Source organism: Patescibacteria group bacterium (assembly GCA_041667185.1).
GTDB lineage: Bacteria > Patescibacteriota > Patescibacteriia > SG8-24 > SG8-24 > JBAYFM01.
In genome coordinates this window covers 1-22,932 of the sequence record JBAYFM010000016.1, presented here as the reverse complement: position 1 = coordinate 22,932, position 22,932 = coordinate 1, and the positions used below count along the sequence as shown (strand labels likewise).

The window sequence follows — 22,932 nt, the reverse complement described above, 5'->3', positions numbered from 1 at the left end:
TTCAGCTGGCGGAAGAACTCGCGATGTTCAGGACAACGCTCGCCCATCTCCGAGTTGCGGGCGGCCTCGAACCGGTCGCCATACCAGGCCACGACGCTGCCCTCGGGTCCGATCTGGCTCGCGAGCGCGGCGGCAAGTTCGGGCACCGGATCGCGCCAATCGCCGGCCAGGAATTCGGAGTGGCGCAGTCCGGCTCCGGGCGCGTCCTGGACGTGCAGCGAATACTGGAACGGGATCTGCTGCCACGGCCGGTAGCCGTCGAAAGGCGGCACTACGGAACTGAAGGTCTCGTAATCGAGAAAATACAGCGGGTAGCGCAGCTGCCCGAGCCGCTGACGGATGGCGGCCAAGTCCTGAATAGGACCGCCGCCCGCAAGCGTCTGAAAGTAGAGGGCCTTGCGTTTGCCCACCAGGTCTCCGGGAACATCGCGCGCGAGCAGCACCCCGCGATCGAGGAGCGCCGCGAGATCAGCGTCGGCGAGGCCGAGGTCATAGATCGAATCCTCGGGGATGTCCCGCCAGCACTGCTCGATGAACGGGCAAGGGTGCGGATTCGAGCACTGGTTGAGGATGCGGACCTCCGGCATAGCTGGGAGAGCCAGCAAGCCGAGCGCTTTTTCAGACTCGCCCGCCATCCGGCTGTCCCAAGCCGCGACCTCGGAAGTGAGATCGTCGGTGACGAAAAGTTTTTTCGGATCCACGGCCCCGCAACGGACATACTCCTTGTTCGGATGGATGACCATGAGCCGGCCGACCGGCAACCCGGCCGCCTCCAGGACGAACTTCTGGAAAGCCAGGTCCGGCAGATATTCCGGCTTGTTGTCCAGGTTGTTGGCGCCCTTCACTTCGCAGATGTCCCAGACGCGCCGCCGGCCGTCATACTTGATGATGTCCGAGCGGCAATACAGGTCCCGGGTCGCGAAAGTCGGCTGGAACAGGATCTTGGCGCCCTGGCGGAGCAATTTTTGCGTGAGGTCGATGGGCGCGCGAAAACCGCCGTCGCCCTCCGGTAGGGCGTTCAGGCCGCCCGGAAACAGCTGGTAAGCGTAAGGCTCCAGTTTCAGCCCCTCTTGTTTGAGCCGCTCGGCCCCGAGATCCTTGCGGTCCGGAACCAGATCCTTGCGGTGCTTGCAGAGCCACAGATACTTCGGGCATTGCAGATGGCGCAGGAGGTCGGATTTGGTCAACATAAATCTTGCCGCGGTCATTTTACCACTGCTCTGTCATCCTGACGACCTGTCAGGATAAAAAAACCGCCGAGCTGAGCTCGACGGCAACTGTCAGATGAATCCGCGCGCGGCCAAAGCGACCAGCGCCGTCTCCAGGACCATTTCCCTGGTGAAGGCCGCGATGTAGATCACCAGGTCGGCGTTGACTCTGGTCGGCTCGACATAGGCCTGATGCATCGGCAACAGCACTTCGTTGATGTACTGCGGGTCTTTTACCCAGCGACGACGGGCCAGACGCAGGCGCTCCGGGCTGTCGAGGTACAACGACAGATCGTACAGCGGCAGCGCGTCCCGATGCCACAGGGCCAGATAGCCCTCGACGATGATGAACGGTCGGGCCGGCACCTGAACGATCGCGCGTGGCAGTATGCCGCCGTCCGGAGAAAGCCGCGGCTTCTTCTGCAAGAAGATGTCCACGCCGGCGCGCAAAGCGTCGAGATCCGCGAGGAACCGCGGCCAATCAACGGCGTCGGGATGGTCGAAATTGGGCCGGCCATTCGGCGCACACGGCACTTGGTACTTGGACTTCTGGTATTCGTCCAGACTGAGCAGCGTTGCCCGGTCTCCCAAATGATTGATGAGGCCTTCGGCCAGCGTCGTTTTGCCGGATCCTGAACCGCCAGCGATGCTAATGACGCGATTGTTCATGTTCTTCCCCTGTAGGCTTGCCGCTAAAAGGAACTCTCAGCTCAACTTACGCTAAAAGTTAGGAAAATGTCAATGTCCGGCGCCAGCGCCCGGTGCCGCATCCGGTGCCTGGCTCGCTGCCACACCCGGTGCCTGGCTCGCTGCCAAAGGCAGCGTGCCTGGCACCGAAGGTTAAGACACCGAATAAGGCACCGAAAGTTGAGACACCGAATGAGGCACCGGATGCGAATGCAGCACCGAATGTTCAAGGCACAAAAAAACCGCCCCGCAATCGGAGCGATTTTTTATTCCCCGCCCACCTTCCGCCAGGCAGGAATAAAGTCAATTTGCCGACTAAGTACGTTTTCTCGCCTAAACACATTCATCATTTATGCGTGGCGAATTCTTCATTTTCCCGATTTCGTCCTGTTGTCTTGCTTGCACAACATCTGGCAATTCGCAGCGATTGTCTTTCCATCCTTACCCCACGGCGTGATGTGGTCGGCTTCCATCTCTTCAATCTCGTAGCTCTTCTTACATGCAGGACAAATACCTTTTTGCCTCTCGTAGGCCTCGCGTTTCATTTTGTCGGTAAATGCGCGAATTGAAAGATACTTTTCTTGTCTGGTTAAAACGTATGGATAAATACCAGATTTTTTCGTTACATCTTCGTCTTGCATCAGTTCTTTGATCTCCTTTTCTAACTTGCCTTCATCAAACTTTCTGTCCTTGTATTTATTATACAGCTCACCCCAGTTCACACTCGCCATCTCATGGCGATAGGTTGGAAAAATCTTGCGTACCCAGGCAATTACATCCCGAAAGTACTGCCAAAGCTTTTTTGCGTTGGCATCGTGCTGATGCTTAGCCATGTAGCCAGCAACACCACCATTGTTAATCCACGAGAGCGCGGTTTCTAGATATTCCTGACGGATTGGCGTACCACTTACAAGCTTTCCGCCATCATTCGCGAGGAGGTACGCCGCGCAGCTCGACTTACTGAACTTGAGTTTTGCATCCGAAAGCCATGGTCCAGTGTAGACGGCATTAAGCAACTCCTGTGGTGTAAGCTTTTCACCCGCTGTATTAATCACCTCGAACCATTGGATGCGTTCCTTATCGGTGCCGTCACAGAAGTAGATCATGAGCTCGTAATCGAGAATCTGCTCTTTTTCTTCTTTGGTGAGATTATGGAAAAAGCGGTCATTAATGGAATAGTCGCCGTTGATGTACTGACAAATGCTTAAAGTGCGCTGCTGGCCGTCAAGCAACTCATAGTTTCCAGCGCTATTTTCTATCCAATACATGACATTCAATGGAAACTCATGTTGGACAGTATTCATCACGGCATTACGCTGCTCGGGTTTGTATACAAATTCACGCTGATATTTCGGGCGAATGTCGAGTTTTCCATCATAAGCCACCACGCCCTCCTCGTCGCTATCCTTATAGCCTGCAAACACGTCGCGAACCGAAATTTTATTTAGATCAATTTTCATACTATTTTTTCACCTTCCTATTTATAATCAATATTCTTGTAAAAAGCGCCCTGCCATTCAAAACAGGTCCAACATATTTCTTATGCTGTTTGTCGACGAATGTTGGCTCACCCTGAATAAAAGCGTCTGATTTTTCTCTCTTGTCGTCAAATATTCCCAGAATCTTAAATTGGGCTGGGTTATATTTGTCCAGAAATGTAATTGGCACGCCCATTACGCCGTCATAGTCAGTTGGTATATCCGTATACTTGCCCACATTGATCGCGTCGTAGTTGTCGTATTTCGGATACTCTTCGGGCGTGTATTTTTTGTAGAGAGTGATGAATTCGTGGCGTTTCGGGTTATCAAGATTCGTGAACCACACGATGCTTCCCATGCTGAAATACTTCACGCCATCAATAACTTTCTTGCGCGACTCGGTTTGAATATCGTAGTCATCCGGCACCCGAAACCATTTTGTGCCGCCATTATCGACACCGAGCCAAACCTTGTTTTCCTTGATCAGCTTAAAAATATCATTGTATTTTACTGCGTTGTTGCTGCCAATAATCAGGAACTTCTTTTCATGCTCGACGAGCTGTGCCACGAACTCGCGAAATAGCGAAAACGGGGGGTTGGTCACGACAACATCGGCTTGCTTCAATAGCTCGATGCATTCTGCGCTCCGGAAATCACCGTTGCCCTTGATTGGTGTGGCTGTATTCGCCTCATGCCGCAAGAGGTACTCCACATCAGCGAGATCCGTTGCACCATCATGGTTCGCGTCGGGCACGGCATTGATTTCGATTTTGAACGGCTCTTTGCCGTCTGGCTTTAGCCCTTCAATTTCCAGCAGTGGCAACTGCTTGCCAGCGATTGCCGACGGCACGTAACTAGTCGCTATGAGTTTCTTAAGACCCAGCTCATTGAAGTTGAGAGCGAAATACTTAAAAAAATAGCTCTCGAATGGGTCGTCGCAGTTGCAAAAAATCGTCATTCCGCGCAGCTGCTCTTTGTAATATTTTAGCTCGTTTTCGATGTCGACGAGCTGCGTGTAGAACTCGTCCTGTTTCGCCTTTTTCGCATCAGAAAGTACGCGGTTGCCGCTTGGTCTGGAGGGCGTCGTCGGGGAGGATGCTCTCTTGGTTTTCTTGGGGTTACTCATAGAGATGCGTCGTAGACTGGCTCATTTTACCACATCTACGATTTCTACGTCATAATATTGCTAATGATTGTCATTATCTAATATCGGTGCCTGACACCGGACGGAACAGACATCGTTTAATTCTAAAAGAAATTCCCCGTCCACTTCCGCCAGGCAGGACTAAGGTCAGTTTTGGCATCCAAAAATCGACCCTAAGAGGGTCGGAAAATATTAATGCCCCGAGTCGTGATCCTGGATTCACCATTCCCTCCCGCCTCGGCCTACGCAGCACCCAATAACCACGCAACAAATTTAAGCGCATTAACAACGAGCGGGGAAATAATTATAAATATAAGTGGCAATATCAAACTCATTAGTACAAGTGATCCCCACTTATTAATTTTAAATATCCGACAGGGTAAATCCGTAATCGTATAGGCAACAAAAAGAGATGTGGAGAGAGTGAAAAGAACTAGGACATACACTAGCCACCCGCCCGAAACCTTGCCGTATAAAAAGACAGCGGACTGAAAAATAGAAAGTGCAAAAGTAATAAGATCGACCAATTTGTCTTTGTGTTTAGAATTTCCTGCCCGAATATTTGTAACAATTACAAATCGCACGAGCAAAAGAAGCCCGAACAAAAATCCCTTAACCACATCCTTTGAGAGCAGGTGTAATATTTCTTGATTATAGTTGGCCCAGGTGTACTTAGCTGTTGAATACAAGAAAAATATACCTACTAACAAAATCGGAATTACAAATATGCCCTCGACATCAAGAATATTCTTTGCTGCCCTTTGTTCCAGTTGAAAAATAAAAAATACGACAAGAGCCAGCAACACCAGCAAAGCGATAAGAATAAGAATCAGCCATGAAAGTTTTACGTAGTTCAAATAGATGTTGCCCGCCGTGTCACTGGATAATGGGATTGCGAGAAATAATGCGCCAACTGCAAAAATAAAACCCAAGATTTCGAAAAGATATTTCTTTTCATCCCAATATTTATGCAGCAGCGATCTTTCCTCCGACATATTTATCATATACGGCTCTGATGTTTTGAGAGCCTTGCAAGAGCCCGTTCGGTGTGATATCTCTCACGGCCCATGAATGCGAACCTTGGTGGCCATCGTTCAGCATGCCGCGGAGCTTGCCCATGTCTGTAAGATCTATATTTTGTATTCGCTCCAATTGATCAAAGAGTTTGGGAAACCCTTGTTTGGCAATCTCTCTTACCTGTGCCACTGTTCTTGAATTTATTAATAGAATCTCCCCTATCACCGCCTCAACAGCTTTGCGCAAAGCGTTTGCCGCTTGCTCTCTTTCAATTTCGGAACCGTTGCGATTACTTTCGACAAACTTAAGGCATTCTAACGTCTTGCCATGGTTAATATTTATTTTCGGACCTGAAATATCGGCGTCGAAAAATTCATAGTGCAGCAAATCATCGTAGAAGAAGATGGCCGCCATATCATCTGCGAACTTTTTTGAGTGTGTCAGAACTATTACCTGCTTCTCCTTAGATTTTTCGCTTAATATATCGATGAGACTGTGTGCATGATTGTCATCCATCGATTGTACGGGGTCATCCAGTAAGATGGTTTTCCAGAGTGGATTACGATCGACTCGCTGCGGAAAGTATATGCTCAAGCTGAGACTATTGATGTGAGCTTCACTAAATATCGTAACGGGGTTGATCTCTTTCCCGTTCACGTCATACGCAACGAGTTTGGCCTGCCTCCGCACCCCATCTCGCACCTCAATCTTTTCAAAACGTATACTATCGCCAGGATTGAGTTTTTCATAATAAGTCTTTATTTCCTTTGAGTGCTCTGCGAGCAGAGACTCGACCTCCGCCTTTTCAAATACCTCCAGTTTTTTCCGAACATCTTCAGTGACAACTTCAATGAGGCGGTATTTTCTCAAAAATTTAGTCTTGTTTCTTAAAAACGAGTTTGATCTTTCTACGAGAATCCATTTTTTAATTTCTGACTCCTGCTGATCTGCGGTAACTTTTGGGAATTGCAGCAAAATTTTATCCCGCAAAAGCTGCCACTGAATATTTATGTTCCCGAGTGCAATCCCCATGCCGTCAACATACCCATTCACGGCTTCGAGGGATGAGGTGGTGTTGGTTTCGATTTTTTTGAAATAATTATCCTCTATCGCGTGGCAAAGTCCGCCATAAAGGAGTCGTAGTTGGGCCGGCAATTCATTCAATTTTTCTTCAGCATCGTCGATAAGCTGTTTTACTTTACCACTCAACTCATTCAAATTTACTTCACCCAATTTCTGCGAAATAGCCTTGAGCTCTTTAACATCTGGAATAGTTTGACTGAGACGGCCAGAGAGGAGGTGAAAATTTATTTCGTTGTCTTGTAGTGCTTGATCAAAACTCTGCTTCGAAAGAAAACTTTCCTTGTCTACCTCAAGAGCCTGGCTAATATCATCTATTCGAGCCTGCGTAAGAGTATCTTGAATACACAGGGGGCAGCGAGGTACGTGTGCAAGTTTAAGACCACCTCTCAAAAACGATGCCTCGTCCGGAGAATACCTCCCTTGCGACGATTTTTGGGCCAGTTCTACTAACTGGTCGAAACGTTCCCGCAGATTAGCAAGCGTTACTTCGGCCTTTGCCTGATCTACGGCCGTGAGGTCAGTTATTCTTTTTCCGAGTTCGGTCCCGGATAATTTCGAGATAATTGCCCTTATCTTCTCCTCGACAGGGCCCGCCAAGCCAAGTGAGACATCGACCATTGATTCCTCAACAATCTTCTGTAGCATCGTAAGATCCTGCTGCTCGAATGCAGCAGCAAATTCAGACAAAAGGCCGCCGGCCTCAATCTCACGACAAATTCCGTTGAATAACTGTTCGTCTCTCTTGTATTCCGCATCTTTTTTTATTGAGCGCAACTCCATTATTCGCGACCGAAGCATTGTTAATTCTTCCTGGCCAAGAATCCTAGAAACCTGCTCCCATCGATCCTTTTGCTCGGTATTCACGAGGGCGGAAATTTCTATCTGGGCAAGAATGGGGCTGTGATAATTTTTTAAGCCGGGTAAGGCCGACGTAAAATCGACGACTTCCTTACCATCAACAAACGACCTAGATTCCTTTTCCGTTACTAATTCTTTCCGTATACAAATATCTTTCCCCAAGTCATCACACACGACAACCTCCACAAAAGGCTTTTGTACATCGGAATACGAGAGGTTCCGCAGATAAATTCCGGCGCTGTATTCTCCAGGACACGGCGACAACCTGCGACGAGATATTTCATTAAAAAATAGCCACTCGAGTGCCTCCGCAAGACTACTTTTGCCCGAACCGTTTAAGCCATATATAAGAACAACCCTTGCATCGAGATTAATCTCCCGTTCGACATTAAAGCCGCGAAAACCCTTAATTTTTATCGACTTTATTTTCATGGGAGTTTCCTTCGACTATAGCGTCGAAGCTACTAGAAAGAGTTGTTGAATCAGGCGTGTCGAGGTACGACTGCACAAGCATTTTCTCTTCCGAGGTTAAGCTAGAAATAAACCGTTTCAAGGCAGATCCATTTACCTGAATTGAGTCATTGTTGTCTATCATAAATCATCAACAAAGCAGTTTCTGGTTTGAATATGTATCCTGCCGCCTATCTTACTTATTATTTACATATATTCAAGTATCTACCTGTAAATCGTCCCAGGTCCAATGTACGTATACTAGACTTGTCTTCCCTGCGCGAGGCCGAGCCGCCATACTTAGCGGCTCCCGCAGACCACGTAGCTCGCGAGCGACGTAGCAGGCCGAGCGACTGGATATTAATATTTGTGGCGGGCACAGATCGCTTCGCGAGGCCTTATCACGCGTCCGGTGCCAGGCACCGCACGGACGGACTGTTGACATCTGCTACTCGCCCATACTACCCGAGGCGGATATAATGACCGGGATATTAACCATCTCCACATGTCCCCCTTCTCCCCCGCCGACCGTTCCAAACTTACACCCTACGTCACGAGCACCGAAGGCGACGTCTTTGCCGTGAAGAACCTCGAAGGCATCGTCGGCGCCGTCTACGCGCGCTACAGCCGCGCCGCGACCGGCTTCCGCGAGACCCTGCTCAAAGAATTCGTCGAGGAGGGGCACATCAACGCCGCGAAAGCCGGCGATCTCATCGAGCGCGTGCTCGTAGCCTACGGCGACGACTCCGTGGGCGAGCTCGAGGGCGCGCACGTCTCCTTCGAGAACGTCTCCATCCTCGCGACCAAGGAGATCGAGGACCGGCGCATCGGCGGTTCCCCCATCGAAAAATCCACGCGTTACGTCCTCTACGACGAGCGCGGACCGGACGGCAACTTCCGCTACTACCGCGACCCCGACGTGCTGGCCTCGGAGCACGGCCCGGCCTACATCGAGACGATGGACCTCATCTTCCAGACCTACGCCGATCTCGTCGGCCCGATGCAGGATTATTATAAGAAACTGAAGCCCATCGAGATCGCCGAATATGACATCAACGGCGACGGCGCCAAGGAAACACTCGCCGCGCTCAAGGACGACGCCGACCTCAAGGCCTTCAAACGGACCTACAACGCCGACATCCGCACCAAGGCCTGCGACACACTGCGCTACCTCTTGCCGATCGCCACGCTCACGAACGTCGGCGTCTTCGGCAACGGCCGCTTCTTCCAGAATGTGCTCACGAGCCTGTATTCCGCGGACCTCCCGGAGGCGCGCCGCCTGGCCGAGAGCGCCCAGCGTGAACTCGACCAGATCATGCCCCGCTACGTGAAGCGGGCCAAGCGCCAGGAGTACGCCGTCAACAACCGCGAGCGGATGAAAAAGCTGGCCGCGGAGATGTTCGTCGGCATCGCGCCCATCGAAGAGCCGCCCGTGACGCTCGTTGATCGCGGCGAAGACGCCATGGCCGCCAAGCTCGGCGGCGAGCTGGCCATGAGCGCCGACGCCCTGCGCGGGGCTCTGCGCGACGAGGAGGACGATCTCCTCCTGAGCTGCATGCTGTACCAGTTCACCGTCCATCCCCTGCGCCAGATCCGCGACATCGTCCGCCAGCTGAAACCCGAACAGAAACAGCGCCTCATCGAGGCCTATGTCGGGGCCCGTCAGACCCGCCGCGACCGCCCCGGCCGCGCCTTCGAAGCCGGCTACCCCTACACTTTCGACCTGGCCACGGACTTCGGCACCTACAAGGATCTGATGCGCCACCGCATGACCACCCAGCTGCGCCAAAAATTCACCCCGCTCCACGGCTTCGTCATGCCGCCGGACCTCGAAGCCGCCGGTTTCGCCAACCAGGCCAAGCTCTGCTCTGAGAAAGCGGCCGAACTCTATAACCGCCTGACGCCAGACTTCCCGGAACAGGCTTCCTACGCCACACTGCACGGCTCCAAGGTCCGCTTCATCATGGGCCTGAACGACCGCGAGGCCTCACATCTCATCGAACTGCGCACGACGCCGCAGGGCCATCCGTCCTACCGCAAGGTCTGCCAAGAGATGCACAAGGCCATCGCCGCCCGCTCGCCCTGGCGCGCGGCGGTCATCAGATTCGCCGACCACAACGATTATTTCTGGAGCCGGGCCGCGTCCGAAGCCCGCCAGCGCTCCGAGGAACGCGAACTGGACAAACGCCAGGGTCTAATTTAAGGTGACCGTGCCTGTTGGCCCGATCCCGATCATCATGCGGAGGGTAAACCTATGAGCAAACAAGGCAAGTTCTTTGTCATCGACGGGACCGACGGTTCCGGCAAAGCCACTCAGACCAAGCTGCTCGTCGAACGTCTGCGCGCCTCCGGCCGCTCCGTCCGCACGATCTCTTTCCCCCGCTACGACACGCCGACCGGCAAGGTCGTGAAAGCGTACCTCATGAACGAGTTCGGTCCGGCCGACAAGGTGGACGCCCGCCAAGCCTCCAAGTACTACGCCGACGACCGCAAGGCCGCCGCGCCGGAGATCGCCGCCTGGCTTGCCGCCGGGGACATCGTCGTCGCCGACCGCTACGTGACCGCGAACATGGGCCACCAGGGCGGCAAGATCGCCGACCCGGCCGAGCGCATGGAGTATCTCCGCTGGAACGACGAGCTCGAGTACGGACAGAACCAGCTGCCCCGGCCCGATCTCAACGTGATCCTGCATGTGCCCGCCAAGATCTCCCAGGCGCTGGTGGAGAAGCGCGGCAACGTCAAGGACGGCCACGAAGCCGACCTCGGCCATCTGCAGCGCGCCGAACAGACGTACCTGGAAATCGCCCGGACGTTCCCGGGCTTCCGCCTCATCGAATGCGTCCGCGATGGACACATCATGCGACGCGAAGATATCAGCGAACTCGTCTGGACGACCATCGCGCCGCTCCTCGACCGCTGACACCAGCCCCTGCTTTGAGCGGGGGCTTTTCTTTAGTGAGAGAGTGCGGGAGTGGAGGAGTTAGGGAGAGACGGGGTCAGGGAGTGATGAAGCACTCCTGCACTCCTGCACTCCTGCACTCCTGCACTCCTGCACTCCTGCACTCCTGCACTCCAGCTGCTATTTCTGATAAAATATGTTCATATGAAATACGTGGCGTTACTTCGAGGAATAAATGTCGGGGGAAATAAAAAAATTGAGATGAAAAAGCTCAAAGCGATTTTTGAATCTTTGGGGTTCACTGATGTTTCCACATATATTAACTCTGGAAATATTATTTTTGAATCAGGCCAGAAACGAACCGACCTGTGCAAAATAATTGAGGTGTGTCTGAAAAAAGAATTTGGTTTTGAAATCCCCATGCTCATAAAGACACAGCGTGAGATGAAAAAAATAGCTGACGCGATTCCAGAAGATTGGCGGAACGATTCCGCACAAAAATCCGATGTCGCTTATTTATTTCCGGAGGTTGATTCTGAGAAAACTATCGCCGAGCTACCAATCAAAAAAGAATATGTCGATATCCGCTATATCAAAGGTGCGATTTATTGGAACGTAGGCAGGGAGGATTACAACAAAAGTCATTTGAACAAAATAATTGGTCACAAATCATATAAGTATATGACTGTGAGAAATGTGAATACCGCGCGCTATTTGGCAAAATACAAATAGAGCAACTGAATATTCAACACTTTCAATCCACTTTCCGGTTCGGAAATCATCCCACGAACTTCAGCACTCCAGCACTCCAGCACTCCAGCACTCCAGCACTCCAGCACTCCCCCACTTCCGCCCTTTTTTGCTATACTGTCAGCAGCATTATATATAAGTAACCTCGGCTTATGGCAAAACAACTGATCGGCTCGAGTGATATCATCTCGGCCGCCTGGAAAAATCTGGCGAAGAACTGGCGGGTCTACGCCGAACTCGTACTCTGGAGCATCTTCGTCAGCCTCATTTTCTGGACGATCGGAGTCCTGATCCGCGGCTATACCGATGACCGGACCGCCTATAAAGTGCTCTACTCGCTGGCCACGATGCCGGTCTCGATCCTGGTCGCGATCATCTCCATCGCCTTCATCGACCTGACGGCGAAAACCCTTCAGGACAAGAAGGCCGATGTCCGCGAATCAATGCGGGTCGGCCTGCACAAACTGTTCTCTTTCCTCTGGGTCCTGATCCTGCTCGCGCTCGTCAACTTCCTGGGCCTGCTACTGCTCATCATCCCGGCGCTCATCTTCTCGGTCTGGTTCGCTTTCGCCTCGGATGCCCTGATCGTGGACGGCATCAAAGGCCGCGCCGCTCTCGCCGCCAGCCGCGAACTCGTCGTCGGCCGCTGGTGGAGCGTCCTGTGGCGGATCCTGCTGCCGAGCGCATTCATCTACCTGCTGGTCCGTTTCGCCCTGGCTCTCGGCTATCTGATCCTGGGGTCGGTCCTGGGCGATCCGGGGATGTTCTTCGGCCCCATGCCGGACCTTTACGCCACCTCCAATCTGTACACGCTGGCCATCACGGTCATCCCGCAAGCCTTCTTCGGCTGCGGCATCGCCCTCGTCACGGCCGCCAACCTCGTCCTCTGGTTCGACCTTAAGAAAAATCCCGTCTCCGGGCCAGCGCGGCCGTAGCCAAGGTGACGGCATCCAGAAATACCTATGTTGCTTGAACCGGTGATCGGACTGGAGATCCACGTCCAACTCAAGACCAAGACTAAGATGTTCTGCGGTTGTTCCAACCGCGGCGAATTCGAGCCGCCCAACACCACCGTCTGTCCGATCTGCATGGGCCATCCCGGCGCGCTGCCGGCGATCAACTCCCAGGCGCTGGATTTCGGCGTCCTCATCGGCCTCGCCCTCGACGGCAAGATCGCGACCAAATCCAACTTCGACCGCAAGAACTACTTTTATCCCGACCTGCCGAAAGGCTACCAGATCTCCCAGAAAGACCTGCCGGTCGCGGAGCACGGCAGCCTGACTTTCGAATTCGACGACGGCCAGCGCGGCAAGCGCGCCGTGACCGTCCGCATCAACCGGGTCCATCTCGAAGAGGACGCGGCCAAAATGCTCCACGGCGCCGACGGCGTCTCCTCTTTCGTTGACTTCAACCGCGGCGGCACGCCGCTCGCGGAGATCGTCTCCGAACCAGACCTGCACTCCCCCGCCGAAGCCAAAGCCTTCCTGCAGGAATTGCGCCTGGTCATGCGCTATCTGGGCGTTTCCGACGCGGATATGGAAAAGGGCCATCTGCGCTGCGACGCCAACATCTCGCTGCGCCGCATCCCGGAACACCCAGAGCAGGAAAACTGGGCTTTGCAGCTGAATCCCAAGACCGAGGTCAAGAACCTGAACTCTTTCCGCGCCGTGGAGCGGGCGCTCGAATACGAGATCAAGCGCCAGACCGGACTCTGGGAGACCGGCCAGCCGATCAACATCCAGTCAACGCGCGGCTGGAACGAAGCGACCGGCGAAACCGTGCTGCAGCGCATCAAGGAGGATTCGCATGATTACCGCTACTTCCCGGAACCCGACCTGCCGCCGCTCGAACTCAGCGAACTGACCGCCAAGCTCCGCTCCCAGGTCCCGGAATTGCCGGCGGCCCGGCGGCTGCGCCTCGCCGAAGAGTACGGTTTCTCGGAGGCCGACATCCGCGTCATGTGCGACGACAAGGAGACGGCTGATTACGCCGAGCGCGTGATGTCCGAACTCCGGGAATGGATCGCCTCGAGCCCGGCCGCGGACGGCAGCAGACTCGACTGGGACAAGCACAAGCCGGAATTCGCCCGCCTCGTTTCCGGCTGGCTGCTCTCCAAACTCGGCGGCATCATGGCCGCTCACAAGATCGATATCCGCATCCTGAAGATCACGCCGGAAAATTTCGCCGAACTCCTGACCATGATCCACCTGAAGAAGGTCACGGGCCAGAACGCCCTGCTCCTGCTCGAGGAAATGGCCCTGTCCGGCGCCGACCCCTCGATCATCGCCGAGGAAAAGAATCTGCTCCAGCTCGAGGACCTGTCCGGACTCAACCTGATCGCCGAGAACATCGTGGTCGGCAATCCCAAGGCGGTCGCGGATTGGAAGAGCGGCAAGACTAACGCCCTGCAATTCCTGGTAGGCCAGATGATGAAGACGACGAAAGGCAAAGCGCCGCCGGACCTGGCCAGAAAGCTGGTCGAGGACGAACTGAAGAAACTCTAGGTCAGGGATCCCCGGAAATTCCGGGGATCTTTCGTTCAGCCACGATCTTTCCGGATACAAAAAGGCCCGCCCATACAGGCGGACCTTTTTTAGGCTGAGAACTACTTAGCCTTCGGCAGGATCTTGAACATGCCAGTGCCGCAAGCGACACAGATGCCCTTCATCGCCGGGCGAGTACCGCCGCCCTTGGCAGGCATGGCGACCTCTTTAGCGTCCTTCATCTCCCGCTTCTCCTTACACTTGACGCAATAACCGATAACTTCGGCCATACGTTTAGAATTAAGGTGAATAATTTCCTATCCACAGTATAGCAAATAAGCTTAAATAAGGCTACACGCGTCAAGCCTAAAAAAATTAAAATAACAAAAAGTGGCTTAATTTAGCCACTTTTTTACTAGTCGGGCGGCCGCCTGCGGGCTCTTGATCCACTTGACGCCCTTATCTTTCTTGAACCAGGTGAGCTGCCGCTTGGCGTAGTGCCGAGTGTCCCTTTTGATGAGCCTGACGGCCTCTTCAAGGCTGATGCGGCCGGCCAAATGCTCGCCCAGCTGCCTGTGACCCAGCGCCGACATGGCCGGCAGATCCCAACCGTGCCGCTGGCCGAGTTTTTTCGCTTCCGCGAGCAGTCCGCGCCTGATTTGCTCGTCCACGCGAGCCTCGATGCGCCTATAGATCTCGCGCCGCGGCCGGCGCACGCCCAATTTCAGCACGTCGAATTCCGGTTCGCCGCGCGTCTGCAGCTCCGAGAACGGCCGCCCGGTCTTGAGGATGACCTCCAGAGCCCGCGTGATGTAACGGCGGTTGGGTCCCATGATGCGCGCCGCGTAAACCGGATCGCGGCGTTTGAGTTCGGCGAGCAGACTGGCGGTCGAACGGCGTTCCAGCCGGCCGCGCAACGCCGGATCAGCCGCGATCTGCGGGATCTGGTAGTTTTCCGCGACCGCGCGGAGGTACAGGCCGGAACCGCCGGCCAGGATCGGCAAGCGGCCCTGGCTGGCGATCTTCCGGGCCAGCCGAATGGCGACCGTCCGGAACTCCGCGACCGTGAACGGCCGCGAAACCGGCCGGAAAGCCAGGAGATGATGCGGCACGCCGCGGGCGATGTAGATGCGACGACTCCCCCGCTTCACCCATTTGCCCGGAATGATGTCCGAGCCGATGTCTGTCCCTTTGTAAAATTGGCGCGAGTCGGCCGAGATGACCTCGCCGCGGAATTTCTTCGCCAGAGCCACCGCGAGATCGGTCTTGCCCGAAGCGGTCGGCCCGAGGATGACGAGAAGTTTGGGCAACGACACGGGAGGAGCGGTGAAGTTGGGAAGTGCTGGAGTGCTGGAGTCATGAAGCGGCATAAGAAACACTTCACTGCTTCACCGTTTCACCGCTTCGCTGCTCCACCGCTTCACTATTTGTCAGCTTGCCAGTCAGCAGCCATTCCATCGCCTTGTCGATCTTCACGTTGACGATCTGGCCGCGCAGATCAGCGGTCGACGGGAACCGGACCAGCTTCAGTTCGCTCGAATTGCCGCCGCACCAGCCGTCGCCCTTCTGATCGACCAGGACCTCGACGGTCCGGCCGACGTAAGCCTGGTTCTTGCGCAGCACGATCTCTTCCATGACCGCCTGCAGGGCGTTCCAGCGCCGCTTCTTCTCGGCCTTCGGCACGTCGTCGACATAAAGTTTGGCCGCTTGCGTCCCGGAGCGCGTGCTGTACATGGCGTTATAGGAAATGTCGAAATCCGCCTCGCGATACAGGCTGAGCGTTTCCTCGAACTGTTCCGGCGTCTCGCCGCAGAAACCGACGATGATGTCGGTGCCGAGCGCGATCCCCGGACGGCGGGCCCGGACCTTCCGGATGATCTCCAGATACTGTTCCCGCGTGTAACGCCGATTCATGCGCTTCAGCACCTCGTTGCTGCCGGCCTGGATCGGCAGATGCAGGAAGTTGATCTGCTTAGGCAGCGCGAGCGCGTCGATGACCTCGTCGGTCATGTTCATGGGATGAGCGCCGGTGAAATTGACGCGGCGGATGCCGGGAATCCGATTGACCTCCCAAAGCAGCGCGGCGTAATCGTCCTGATAAGGATTCTGGGCGGAAAAAGAGCCGCGATCAGGGGCTTTATAAGTGTTGATCGCCTGGCCGAGCAGCGTTACCTCGATCACGCCGCGCTCCGCCAGGTCGGCGACCTCGGCCAGAATGTCGGCGGCCGGGCGGTTGGCTTCGAGACCGCGGGCGTACGGCACGACGCAATACGTGCAGAATTTCTGACAGCCGGTCTGGACCGGCACGAAAGCCTGGAACTTCGAGGAATAGTTCGGCCGGATCCGAAGGTAGTCGCCGGCGACGTCGCCGGTCGTGGCGATCTCCGGATCGAGTTCGGCGAGCCAGCGCGGCAATTGCGGCAGGTCTTTGATCGGGAAAAACAGGTCAGCCTCGGGCATCTTGGCGCGGATTGCGCTGTCCTTGTCGCGACCGGGCAGACAGCCCGTGACCGCCACGATCAGATTCGGCCGCTTGGCCCGCGCCCGACCCAGGTTGCGCAGTTTGCCGAAGATCCGATCCTCGGCGGCCTGGCGCACTGAACAGGAATTCATGATGACCACGTCAGCATCGGTTTCCTTCGCGGCCCGCTCCAAACCGGTCAACTCCAAAAGCGCCGCGATCCTTTCGGAATCCGACTTGTTCATCTGGCAGCCGAAGGTGAAGATGTGGTATTTGCGGACCGGTGCGGGCATAAAGATTGGCTGATTTTAGCTTTGTTTTTCCATCAGTGTCAACCATTCGAACTCACCGCCGCTTCCAAACCCGGAAGCAGCCGCCAAGCGCCAGCGAACTTAAATTGACAGACAGCCAAAATTATGCTAATTTTAAGCTAATAATGCCCTCACTCATCGGCCTATGGACTCCAAGGAACAAAATATTCGCCCGGAAGCCAAGCTCAACGGAATCAGCGGCCAAGACGAGATCGCCGCCGAACGCGCGCCCGCGCGGGAAGAAGATCTGGTCGAGCTCGACCTTAACGACCTGGAGCAGGGCATGGAATTGCCGCGCGCGGAAACGGAATTCGAGCTACAGCTGCGCGCCGCCGAACGCGAGGTCCGGGAGGCCTCCGAGGCTTTCATGAAGACCATCAGTGAACTCCTGGCCAAGATCGAACAGGCGCCGCTCGGCGTCGAAATACGCGCCGCCATCGAGGAGTCGCCGGACAATCTCCGCCTGAAGCGGGCCATCGACCATCTGGATGATTTGCGCCAGGAACAAGCCATCATCCGCGCCGTGGCCGACACTGAACTCCCGGAAGCCGCGATCGAACTCACTGATGACATGATCATCGGCTACCAAAAAGCCGAGGCGCCGACTGAATCCGCCGACAAACGCGAGCTGCCGCCGCCGCTACCACTCGAAGCCCTGCGCGAAGTCGCCGGCCAGCCAGCCGAGAACGAACTGGGACTCGCAGCGCTGAAGAACGCCGCGAGCGTCGACAGCCTGAAGTCCGCGGTGAAGACGCTGGGCCGGATCAAAGACGAACGCGGCAAGTCCTACTCGGCCGACCAACTCAACGAGATGATTGACCGGGCGATCAAATATCCGATCCTCTTGAACACGCTCACTCGGGCCAACGGCCTCAGAGAGAAAGTCCGGGAACTGATTGCGAGCTCCAACCAGGAGCGGCACGAAGCGCTGAAAACCGAATACGCGGCCGAGCTTGCCGCGAGCGGCGACCTGACCGCTCCGGAAAAAGAAGCGGCCGCCGGGATCATCGCGAAGAACGAACTGCCGCCGGCCCGCCGCGCTGCGCTCGAAGCCGAGGTCCAGGAGCTGCATAACCGGCTGTACGACATCCAAAAAGGCGCGACCATCATTGATAAGAAGACCGGCGAGTCGGAGGAGCGCCCCGGCCTCGAGAGGCTGGAAAAAGCGCTCGCCGCTCTCGGCGTGAACGCCAACGAGTTGCTCGAGAAACAGGCCGTCTCCGGCTGGGAGCGCTTCAAATTCGGACTCAAGACGCTGGTCAGGCCGGAGCTCGACCGGACCGTCAAACAGTATCAGGAGCTCCTGCGGAACCAGTCCGAAGCGCAGGAAGTCCTGGCGCTGGCCGAACTGGAACTGAAGAATCCCCGCAAATACGCCGCCCTGGCGCGGCAGCGGCTGGCGCGCACGCTGCTCACCAGCACCACCGTCAATTCCCAGCGGCAAGCTGCCTCGAACTCCGGCGCCATCACCATGAAATTCTGAGGCCACACAAACTAAAAACCGGCTCGCACCTCTGGCGCGGGCCGGTTTTTTTATCGCTGGCTAATTCGCTTTGCGCTTGGCGATCTCGTCCTGGACCTTAGCAATGAATGCCTTCACCGTCAGGCGCTTCTCCTGCTTCTTGCCGCGGGTGCGCACGTTCACCGTCTTGAGCGACTTCTCCTTGTCGCCGATGACGAGCATGTACGGAACTTTCATCTTCTCGGACTTGCGGATCTTGTAACCCACGGTCTCGCGCAGCTCGTCGCACTCGACGCGGATGCCGGCGGCTTTGAGGAGTTCAGTGAGCTTCTTGGCGGTCCGCCAGTGGTCCTTGCCGACCGGAATGACCTGGACCTGCACCGGCGCGAGCCAGACCGGGAAAGCGCCGGCGTAATGCTCGATGAGCACGCCCAGGAAGCGCTCGATCGAACCCAGGATGGCGCGATGGATCATCACCGGACGCTTCTTGATGCCGTCCTGATCCATGTAATCGAGCTTGAAGCGCTCCGGCAGGTTGAAGTCGAGCTGGAGCGTGGCGAGCTGCCATTCGCGGCCGATGGAATCCTTGGCCATGAAATCGATCTTCGGGCCGTAGAACGCGGCCTCGCCGACGCCGACCTCGTAATCGCGGCCGACGGACTTCAGCAGATTGCCGAGCATGCCTTCGGCCTGCTGCCAGATCTCCGGCGAGCCGAGATAAGCCTTCTGGTTCTTGGGGTCATGCACCGAAAGCCGGGCCCGGAGCGGCATCTTGAAGGTCGCGTAGAACTTGCTGATGACCTTATAGATGAACTTGGCCTCCTGTTCGATCTGGTCGAAGCGGCAGAAGACGTGGGCGTCATCCTGAGTGATGGAGCGCACGCGCGACAGGCCCTGGAGCTGGCCGGTGTTCTCGTCGCGGTAGACCATGGTCACTTCGGCGTAGCGCAGCGGCAGGTCGCGGTAGCTCCGGGGCTGCGAGGCGAAGATCTGCGTGTGGTGCGGGCAGTTCATCGGTTTCAGCACGAACTCGTCCTCGGTCTTCTTGCTCTTCACGTGGAAGAGGTCGTCCTGGAACTTGTCCCAGTGGCCGGAGGTCTTGTAGAGGTCGGTCTTGGCGATGTGCGGGATCGTGACGCGGGTGTAGCCGAACGGTTCCTGCAGCGACATGACGAAATTCTCGAGCTCGCGGCGCAGGATCGTGCCGCGCGGCGTGAAGAGCGGCAGGCCGGAACCGACGAGCGGCGAAAAAGCGAAGAGATCGAGCTCGGGGCCGAGTTTGCGATGGTCGCGCTTCTCCGCTTCCTCGAGCTGTTTCAGGTAGTCCTCGAGTTCCTGCTGGGTCGCGAAAGCGTAGCCGTAGACGCGCTGCAGCATCGGATTCTGGTCGTTGCCGCGCCAGTAAGCGCCGGCGACGGACTTGATCTTGACCGCGCCGATCTCGTGGGTGTTCGCCACGTGCGGGCCGCGGCAGAGATCGACGAACTTGCCGGTGCGGTAGATGCTGGCCTTGGTCGCGCCGGCTTCGATGTCGCCGGCTTCCTCGTCGGCGACCGCGGTCGTGCCCTTGGTCTTGAGATCGTTCAGCAGCTCGACCTTGTAGGTCTGGTTCATCGAACCGAACAGAGCGACAGCGTCATCAATGGGCAGCTCCTCGCGGACGAACTCGATCTTGCGGGCGATCAGGTCTTTCATCCGCTTCTCGATCTTCTGCAGGTCGAGCGGAGTGAGCGGCCGCGGCAGCTCGATATCGTAAAAGAAACCGTTCTCGATGACCGGTCCGACGCCGAATTTGGCTTCGGGGAATAACATCTGCACCGCGGCCGCGAGCACGTGAGCCGCGCTGTGGCGCATAGTGTCGACCGCAGTGAAATCCTGTGGTTTGACGGCAGGCATACACAAGCCTGTTAAGATTTAAGATAGCGTTAAGGCTACACCTGCACGCTTATTTTCGCAAGATGATGCGGCTCAAACGACTGTCAGGCCGCGGCAAAACGGCCAAAAATAAAAGCGCCTAGTGCTTGCTAGGCGCAGAAAAGATCAGACGAGATGTTTAGTGCTCGGCAGAACGTACTGGCCGAGACGTGGGCGGCCGCTGCTCAAGATATCTATCGCGTCTACATCGACCGGCGGCTTCGCCTTTCCGAGATAATGCTCCCGGTAGAGTTCAGCGTGCAGGATCAGCCGTTCGTCGGCGGTGCGGCGCATCTCGAGCTGGCCATGGAGGACCATCCCGTAGCCACCGACATCAATGAAGTCGTCGATGGCGAGGGTGCGGAATCCCCGGGCGGCATGTTCCCGCTCCCAAAAACACCACCTCTCGAACAACATCTGGAAACCGATGCATTCGCCGAGGCCCAAGTAACTGACTGCCAGGCCGAATTCGGCTCCGGCGGCGGCGTAATGTTCGGCGACCTGCTGATCCGAGAGTTTCGAGATCCGCCACTCGCGAACTCGCTGCGACAGAAGCGCTAACGGATTCCGCATGACCGGCTCCTTTCGATCGTTAAAGAACATCGCCAATCTAGCCACTGGCAGCCGCTTTGTCAATCCTAGTAAGAGTTCCGGAGTCAGGGAGAGACGAAGTCATGGAGTTGGGAGGGGGTGGAGAGTGCAGGAGTGAGGGAGTGTGGGAGTTTTGTCGGGTCTCCCCGACTCCTCCACTCCCGCACTCTCCCGTTCATAAAAAAAGCGCCGGGCCGCGAGTGTGCGGTCCGGCGCTGTTGAGCGAGGTCTCATTTTTTAGACGACCTCGGTTCCAAGATGATCTCTCCCAGAAAATCCCTCATGAGATCGACGCCATATTCGCGACGAAACTGTTTCTGGATGCGACTGAGGCGCTGCTCCATCTTCCGGAGCTCGTCGGCGCTCGGGCGCGTGCCGGCAGCGGCCGGCTTTCTCCGTGCGTTCTGATTCTTCATCGGCGACTCCTGTGGTTTGATGGTTGTCGTGATTTAGCCGGACCAGTTAGCGGCTTATTAAGAGTATAACGGCTTAATATAGCACAAAAAGAGGCTGTTGTCAAGATGTGAGGGAGAGACGGAGTTGGGGAGATGCGAAGATACGGAGTCACGTCGTTCGCGAACGACGTGACGGAGATACGGAGTTGGGGAGTCATGATTGCTCCCTGACTTCGTCTCTCCCTGACTTCGTCTCTCCCTGACTCCGTCTCTTTCGCTAAAGAAAAGCGCCGGTCCGCGAGATGCGGTCCGACGCTGTCGTAAAGCTGGCACGTCAGGCTGTGAAAACGACCCAGGTGTCGGCCATGCCTGGCATCTTGCCGAAAACCGGATTCCGGCTTTGAAGCCGGATGAGCGGCACAAGCTTGGCAGCCTCTTCTTTTTCGCCGACCAGAACCGAGCCGACGTAATAGAAGATGGTGAACCACAGACTGTCCTGAGAAGTGTCGCCGAGACCGCTCTGTACAAGACTGTCCTCCAGGCTCTCCCCGAGGATATACCAGAGATCGCCCCACAAGCAGCCCCAGAGATCGTCCCCGAGACGGTCGCTCAGAAAATCATAGAGCCGGAGAGTGTGCGAGAAGATGTCCTCTTGCTTCCGCTGACTCGTCAGGTCCTCCAGGCTCCCGGAAGCTGACGCCGCCGAAACGAGCAGCACTTCGCCGACGGGTTTGCCGATGGCGAGACTGATGGCCCGTTTGGCCTCTTCCCGGTCCACTTTGGGATCAAAGACGAACCGGCCGGCCTCGGCCTGTTGGAAGTAAGCTTCGAGTTCGGCCAAAACCGCGCTGGCGTCGCCCGCGCTGACCCCGTGAGTTGTAAGGAACTGTTTCAGTTCTTCGCGGCTGACTGTCATTCGGATCTCCCGTCAGTTCGTTTCCTTCAGATCGCGGCTCCAGGCCCGGAACCGCCCAGGTCTTTTCTCATATCCGAGCCGCGGCGTCAAGATGGCCGCAACAAAAAACCGGCTTCAAGCCGGCTGGACCGGGGCTGAGCGGCGCGCTGACGCTAGCGCACCTCGATCCTGATGTTCTCCGCGATGTCCGGCAGGCGGCTGGACCAGAACGGCGAGATCTTGACCGAAGCCGAGGACACGCCGTCGAGTTTTTCCAGATAGCCGATCGCCGCCTCGCTGCTCACGCCGGCGATCTTGCCCGGATCGAGCTGGGGCGCGTCAGGCGACAGGATGGCGGCGCCCGTGGCCGCGACCCGCAGGTTGCCGCTCCGCGCGTCCAGATCCGTCTTCTCGATCGTCAGTTTGGTGGCCGCCTCCTCGACCCGGACGAACTTGCGGTCGAACGGCACATTCTCGCGCAGCCGCGCCTCGATGAGCTTGCCGAGTTCGCCGCTGTCATAAAAGAAAGCCTGGGCCTGGACCCGCACCGTCAGCGCGAACTCCGGCGACTCGGAACCGACCGGCACGTCCGTGGAGGCAGCCAGGAGTTCGACCGAGCTGATCTCGCCCTGGCCGGCGAAGCCGCCTTCTTTCGCCTGGGTGCGCAGCCGCCCGAGCAGTTCATTGGACAATTTATCTTTCAGCACTTGCGTCGCGCTCTCCACGTCGCTTTTGGTGACCGCGCGGACATCCTTGATCCCTCCGGTCGGCGGCGCGACGGTCTCGGCGCTGAATTTCTCGCGCGTGCCGGGAAGCAGGCCGGGAATGGTGAAGGTCGTCATGCCG

20 protein-coding genes are annotated in these 22,932 nt (G+C 56.2%); 6 read left to right on the top strand and 14 right to left on the bottom strand.

Annotation, left to right across the window (positions count from 1 at the left end; all coding sequences use genetic code 11):
* The 6 genes from WCT10_05545 to WCT10_05520 all read right to left on the bottom strand — a co-directional run.
* The coding region (locus tag WCT10_05545) for a DUF2779 domain-containing protein (protein MFA6604264.1) at positions 1-1,190 on the bottom strand (1,190 nt) is incomplete at its 3' end.
* A 90-nt stretch (positions 1,191-1,280) separates the two neighbouring features.
* A complete protein-coding gene (locus tag WCT10_05540) occupies positions 1,281-1,877 on the bottom strand; it encodes a hypothetical protein (protein ID MFA6604263.1) in 597 nt (198 codons plus the stop codon).
* Positions 1,878-2,263: 386 nt separating this feature from the next.
* The gene (locus tag WCT10_05535; GenBank protein ID MFA6604262.1) at positions 2,264-3,355 is read right to left on the bottom strand and encodes a DUF262 domain-containing protein; all 1,092 of its coding nucleotides are present in this window, start codon (positions 3,353-3,355) and stop codon (positions 2,264-2,266) included.
* Position 3,356: 1 nt separating this feature from the next.
* Complete coding sequence (locus WCT10_05530; protein MFA6604261.1) at positions 3,357-4,499, bottom strand: adenine-specific methyltransferase EcoRI family protein; 1,143 nt, start codon at positions 4,497-4,499, stop codon at positions 3,357-3,359.
* Positions 4,500-4,759: 260 nt separating this feature from the next.
* On the bottom strand, positions 4,760-5,512 hold the full coding sequence (locus tag WCT10_05525; protein ID MFA6604260.1) for a hypothetical protein: 753 nt from the start codon (positions 5,510-5,512) through the stop codon (positions 4,760-4,762).
* Entirely contained in the window at positions 5,484-7,907 is a 2,424-nt protein-coding gene (locus WCT10_05520; protein ID MFA6604259.1) for an AAA family ATPase, read from the bottom strand. Before WCT10_05520 ends, WCT10_05525 begins: the two co-directional genes overlap by 29 nt.
* A gap of 523 nt (positions 7,908-8,430) precedes the next feature.
* On the opposite strand from WCT10_05520, the gene WCT10_05515 reads away from it, so the two are divergent.
* From WCT10_05515 to gatB, 5 genes are all read left to right on the top strand, one after another.
* On the top strand, positions 8,431-10,128 hold the full coding sequence (locus WCT10_05515; GenBank protein ID MFA6604258.1) for an FAD-dependent thymidylate synthase: 1,698 nt from the start codon (positions 8,431-8,433) through the stop codon (positions 10,126-10,128).
* Positions 10,129-10,179: 51 nt separating this feature from the next.
* Positions 10,180-10,845, top strand: coding sequence for a thymidylate kinase (locus WCT10_05510; protein MFA6604257.1), 666 nt, complete (start codon positions 10,180-10,182; stop codon positions 10,843-10,845).
* Between the two features lie 183 nt (positions 10,846-11,028).
* Positions 11,029-11,556: a DUF1697 domain-containing protein gene (locus WCT10_05505; protein MFA6604256.1), complete on the top strand. Its 528-nt coding sequence runs from the start codon at positions 11,029-11,031 to the stop codon at positions 11,554-11,556.
* 170 nt (positions 11,557-11,726) lie between these two features.
* Positions 11,727-12,509, top strand: a complete 783-nt coding sequence (locus WCT10_05500; protein MFA6604255.1) for a hypothetical protein — start codon at positions 11,727-11,729, stop codon at positions 12,507-12,509.
* Positions 12,510-12,536: 27 nt separating this feature from the next.
* On the top strand, positions 12,537-14,078 hold the full coding sequence (gatB, locus tag WCT10_05495) for an Asp-tRNA(Asn)/Glu-tRNA(Gln) amidotransferase subunit GatB (protein ID MFA6604254.1): 1,542 nt from the start codon (positions 12,537-12,539) through the stop codon (positions 14,076-14,078).
* Positions 14,079-14,179: 101 nt separating this feature from the next.
* Here gatB and WCT10_05490 read toward each other — a convergent pair whose 3' ends face one another.
* The 3 genes from WCT10_05490 to miaB form a co-directional block, all read right to left on the bottom strand.
* A complete protein-coding gene (locus tag WCT10_05490) occupies positions 14,180-14,347 on the bottom strand; it encodes a DUF5679 domain-containing protein (GenBank protein ID MFA6604253.1) in 168 nt (55 codons plus the stop codon).
* A 105-nt stretch (positions 14,348-14,452) separates the two neighbouring features.
* Positions 14,453-15,367: a tRNA (adenosine(37)-N6)-dimethylallyltransferase MiaA gene (gene miaA / locus WCT10_05485; GenBank protein ID MFA6604252.1), complete on the bottom strand. Its 915-nt coding sequence runs from the start codon at positions 15,365-15,367 to the stop codon at positions 14,453-14,455.
* Positions 15,368-15,437: 70 nt separating this feature from the next.
* Positions 15,438-16,811 carry a tRNA (N6-isopentenyl adenosine(37)-C2)-methylthiotransferase MiaB gene (gene miaB / locus WCT10_05480; protein ID MFA6604251.1) on the bottom strand — a complete coding sequence of 458 codons (1,374 nt, stop codon included), beginning with the start codon at positions 16,809-16,811 and terminating at the stop codon, positions 15,438-15,440.
* A 163-nt stretch (positions 16,812-16,974) separates the two neighbouring features.
* Between miaB and WCT10_05475 the strand changes: the two genes are divergently transcribed.
* Positions 16,975-18,312: a hypothetical protein gene (locus tag WCT10_05475; GenBank protein MFA6604250.1), complete on the top strand. Its 1,338-nt coding sequence runs from the start codon at positions 16,975-16,977 to the stop codon at positions 18,310-18,312.
* Positions 18,313-18,372: 60 nt separating this feature from the next.
* Here WCT10_05475 and thrS read toward each other — a convergent pair whose 3' ends face one another.
* The 5 genes from thrS to WCT10_05450 form a co-directional block, all read right to left on the bottom strand.
* The gene (gene thrS, locus WCT10_05470; GenBank protein MFA6604249.1) at positions 18,373-20,187 is read right to left on the bottom strand and encodes a threonine--tRNA ligase; all 1,815 of its coding nucleotides are present in this window, start codon (positions 20,185-20,187) and stop codon (positions 18,373-18,375) included.
* 144 nt (positions 20,188-20,331) lie between these two features.
* Positions 20,332-20,778 carry a hypothetical protein gene (locus WCT10_05465; protein ID MFA6604248.1) on the bottom strand — a complete coding sequence of 149 codons (447 nt, stop codon included), beginning with the start codon at positions 20,776-20,778 and terminating at the stop codon, positions 20,332-20,334.
* Between the two features lie 248 nt (positions 20,779-21,026).
* On the bottom strand, positions 21,027-21,212 hold the full coding sequence (locus WCT10_05460) for a hypothetical protein (protein ID MFA6604247.1): 186 nt from the start codon (positions 21,210-21,212) through the stop codon (positions 21,027-21,029).
* A 313-nt stretch (positions 21,213-21,525) separates the two neighbouring features.
* Entirely contained in the window at positions 21,526-22,107 is a 582-nt protein-coding gene (locus WCT10_05455; protein ID MFA6604246.1) for a hypothetical protein, read from the bottom strand.
* A 152-nt stretch (positions 22,108-22,259) separates the two neighbouring features.
* On the bottom strand, positions 22,260-22,932 hold a 673-nt coding region (locus WCT10_05450), incomplete at its 5' end, for a hypothetical protein (protein ID MFA6604245.1).

What these genes read in the sequence shown, in the direction of transcription:
- WCT10_05540 (MFA6604263.1), bottom strand. Translation starts at nt 1,877, where the DNA reads ATGAACAATCGCGTCATTAGCATCGCTGGCGGTTCAGGATCCGGCAAA.
- WCT10_05535 (MFA6604262.1), bottom strand. Translation starts at nt 3,355, where the DNA reads ATGAAAATTGATCTAAATAAAATTTCGGTTCGCGACGTGTTTGCAGGC.
- WCT10_05530 (MFA6604261.1), bottom strand. Translation starts at nt 4,499, where the DNA reads ATGAGTAACCCCAAGAAAACCAAGAGAGCATCCTCCCCGACGACGCCC.
- WCT10_05525 (MFA6604260.1), bottom strand. Translation starts at nt 5,512, where the DNA reads ATGTCGGAGGAAAGATCGCTGCTGCATAAATATTGGGATGAAAAGAAA.
- WCT10_05520 (MFA6604259.1), bottom strand. Translation starts at nt 7,907, where the DNA reads ATGAAAATAAAGTCGATAAAAATTAAGGGTTTTCGCGGCTTTAATGTC.
- WCT10_05515 (MFA6604258.1), top strand. Translation starts at nt 8,431, where the DNA reads ATGTCCCCCTTCTCCCCCGCCGACCGTTCCAAACTTACACCCTACGTC.
- WCT10_05510 (MFA6604257.1), top strand. Translation starts at nt 10,180, where the DNA reads ATGAGCAAACAAGGCAAGTTCTTTGTCATCGACGGGACCGACGGTTCC.
- WCT10_05505 (MFA6604256.1), top strand. Translation starts at nt 11,029, where the DNA reads ATGAAATACGTGGCGTTACTTCGAGGAATAAATGTCGGGGGAAATAAA.
- WCT10_05500 (MFA6604255.1), top strand. Translation starts at nt 11,727, where the DNA reads ATGGCAAAACAACTGATCGGCTCGAGTGATATCATCTCGGCCGCCTGG.
- gatB (MFA6604254.1), top strand. Translation starts at nt 12,537, where the DNA reads ATGTTGCTTGAACCGGTGATCGGACTGGAGATCCACGTCCAACTCAAG.
- WCT10_05490 (MFA6604253.1), bottom strand. Translation starts at nt 14,347, where the DNA reads ATGGCCGAAGTTATCGGTTATTGCGTCAAGTGTAAGGAGAAGCGGGAG.
- miaB (MFA6604251.1), bottom strand. Translation starts at nt 16,811, where the DNA reads ATGCCCGCACCGGTCCGCAAATACCACATCTTCACCTTCGGCTGCCAG.
- WCT10_05475 (MFA6604250.1), top strand. Translation starts at nt 16,975, where the DNA reads ATGGACTCCAAGGAACAAAATATTCGCCCGGAAGCCAAGCTCAACGGA.
- thrS (MFA6604249.1), bottom strand. Translation starts at nt 20,187, where the DNA reads ATGCCTGCCGTCAAACCACAGGATTTCACTGCGGTCGACACTATGCGC.
- WCT10_05465 (MFA6604248.1), bottom strand. Translation starts at nt 20,778, where the DNA reads ATGCGGAATCCGTTAGCGCTTCTGTCGCAGCGAGTTCGCGAGTGGCGG.
- WCT10_05460 (MFA6604247.1), bottom strand. Translation starts at nt 21,212, where the DNA reads ATGAAGAATCAGAACGCACGGAGAAAGCCGGCCGCTGCCGGCACGCGC.
- WCT10_05455 (MFA6604246.1), bottom strand. Translation starts at nt 22,107, where the DNA reads ATGACAGTCAGCCGCGAAGAACTGAAACAGTTCCTTACAACTCACGGG.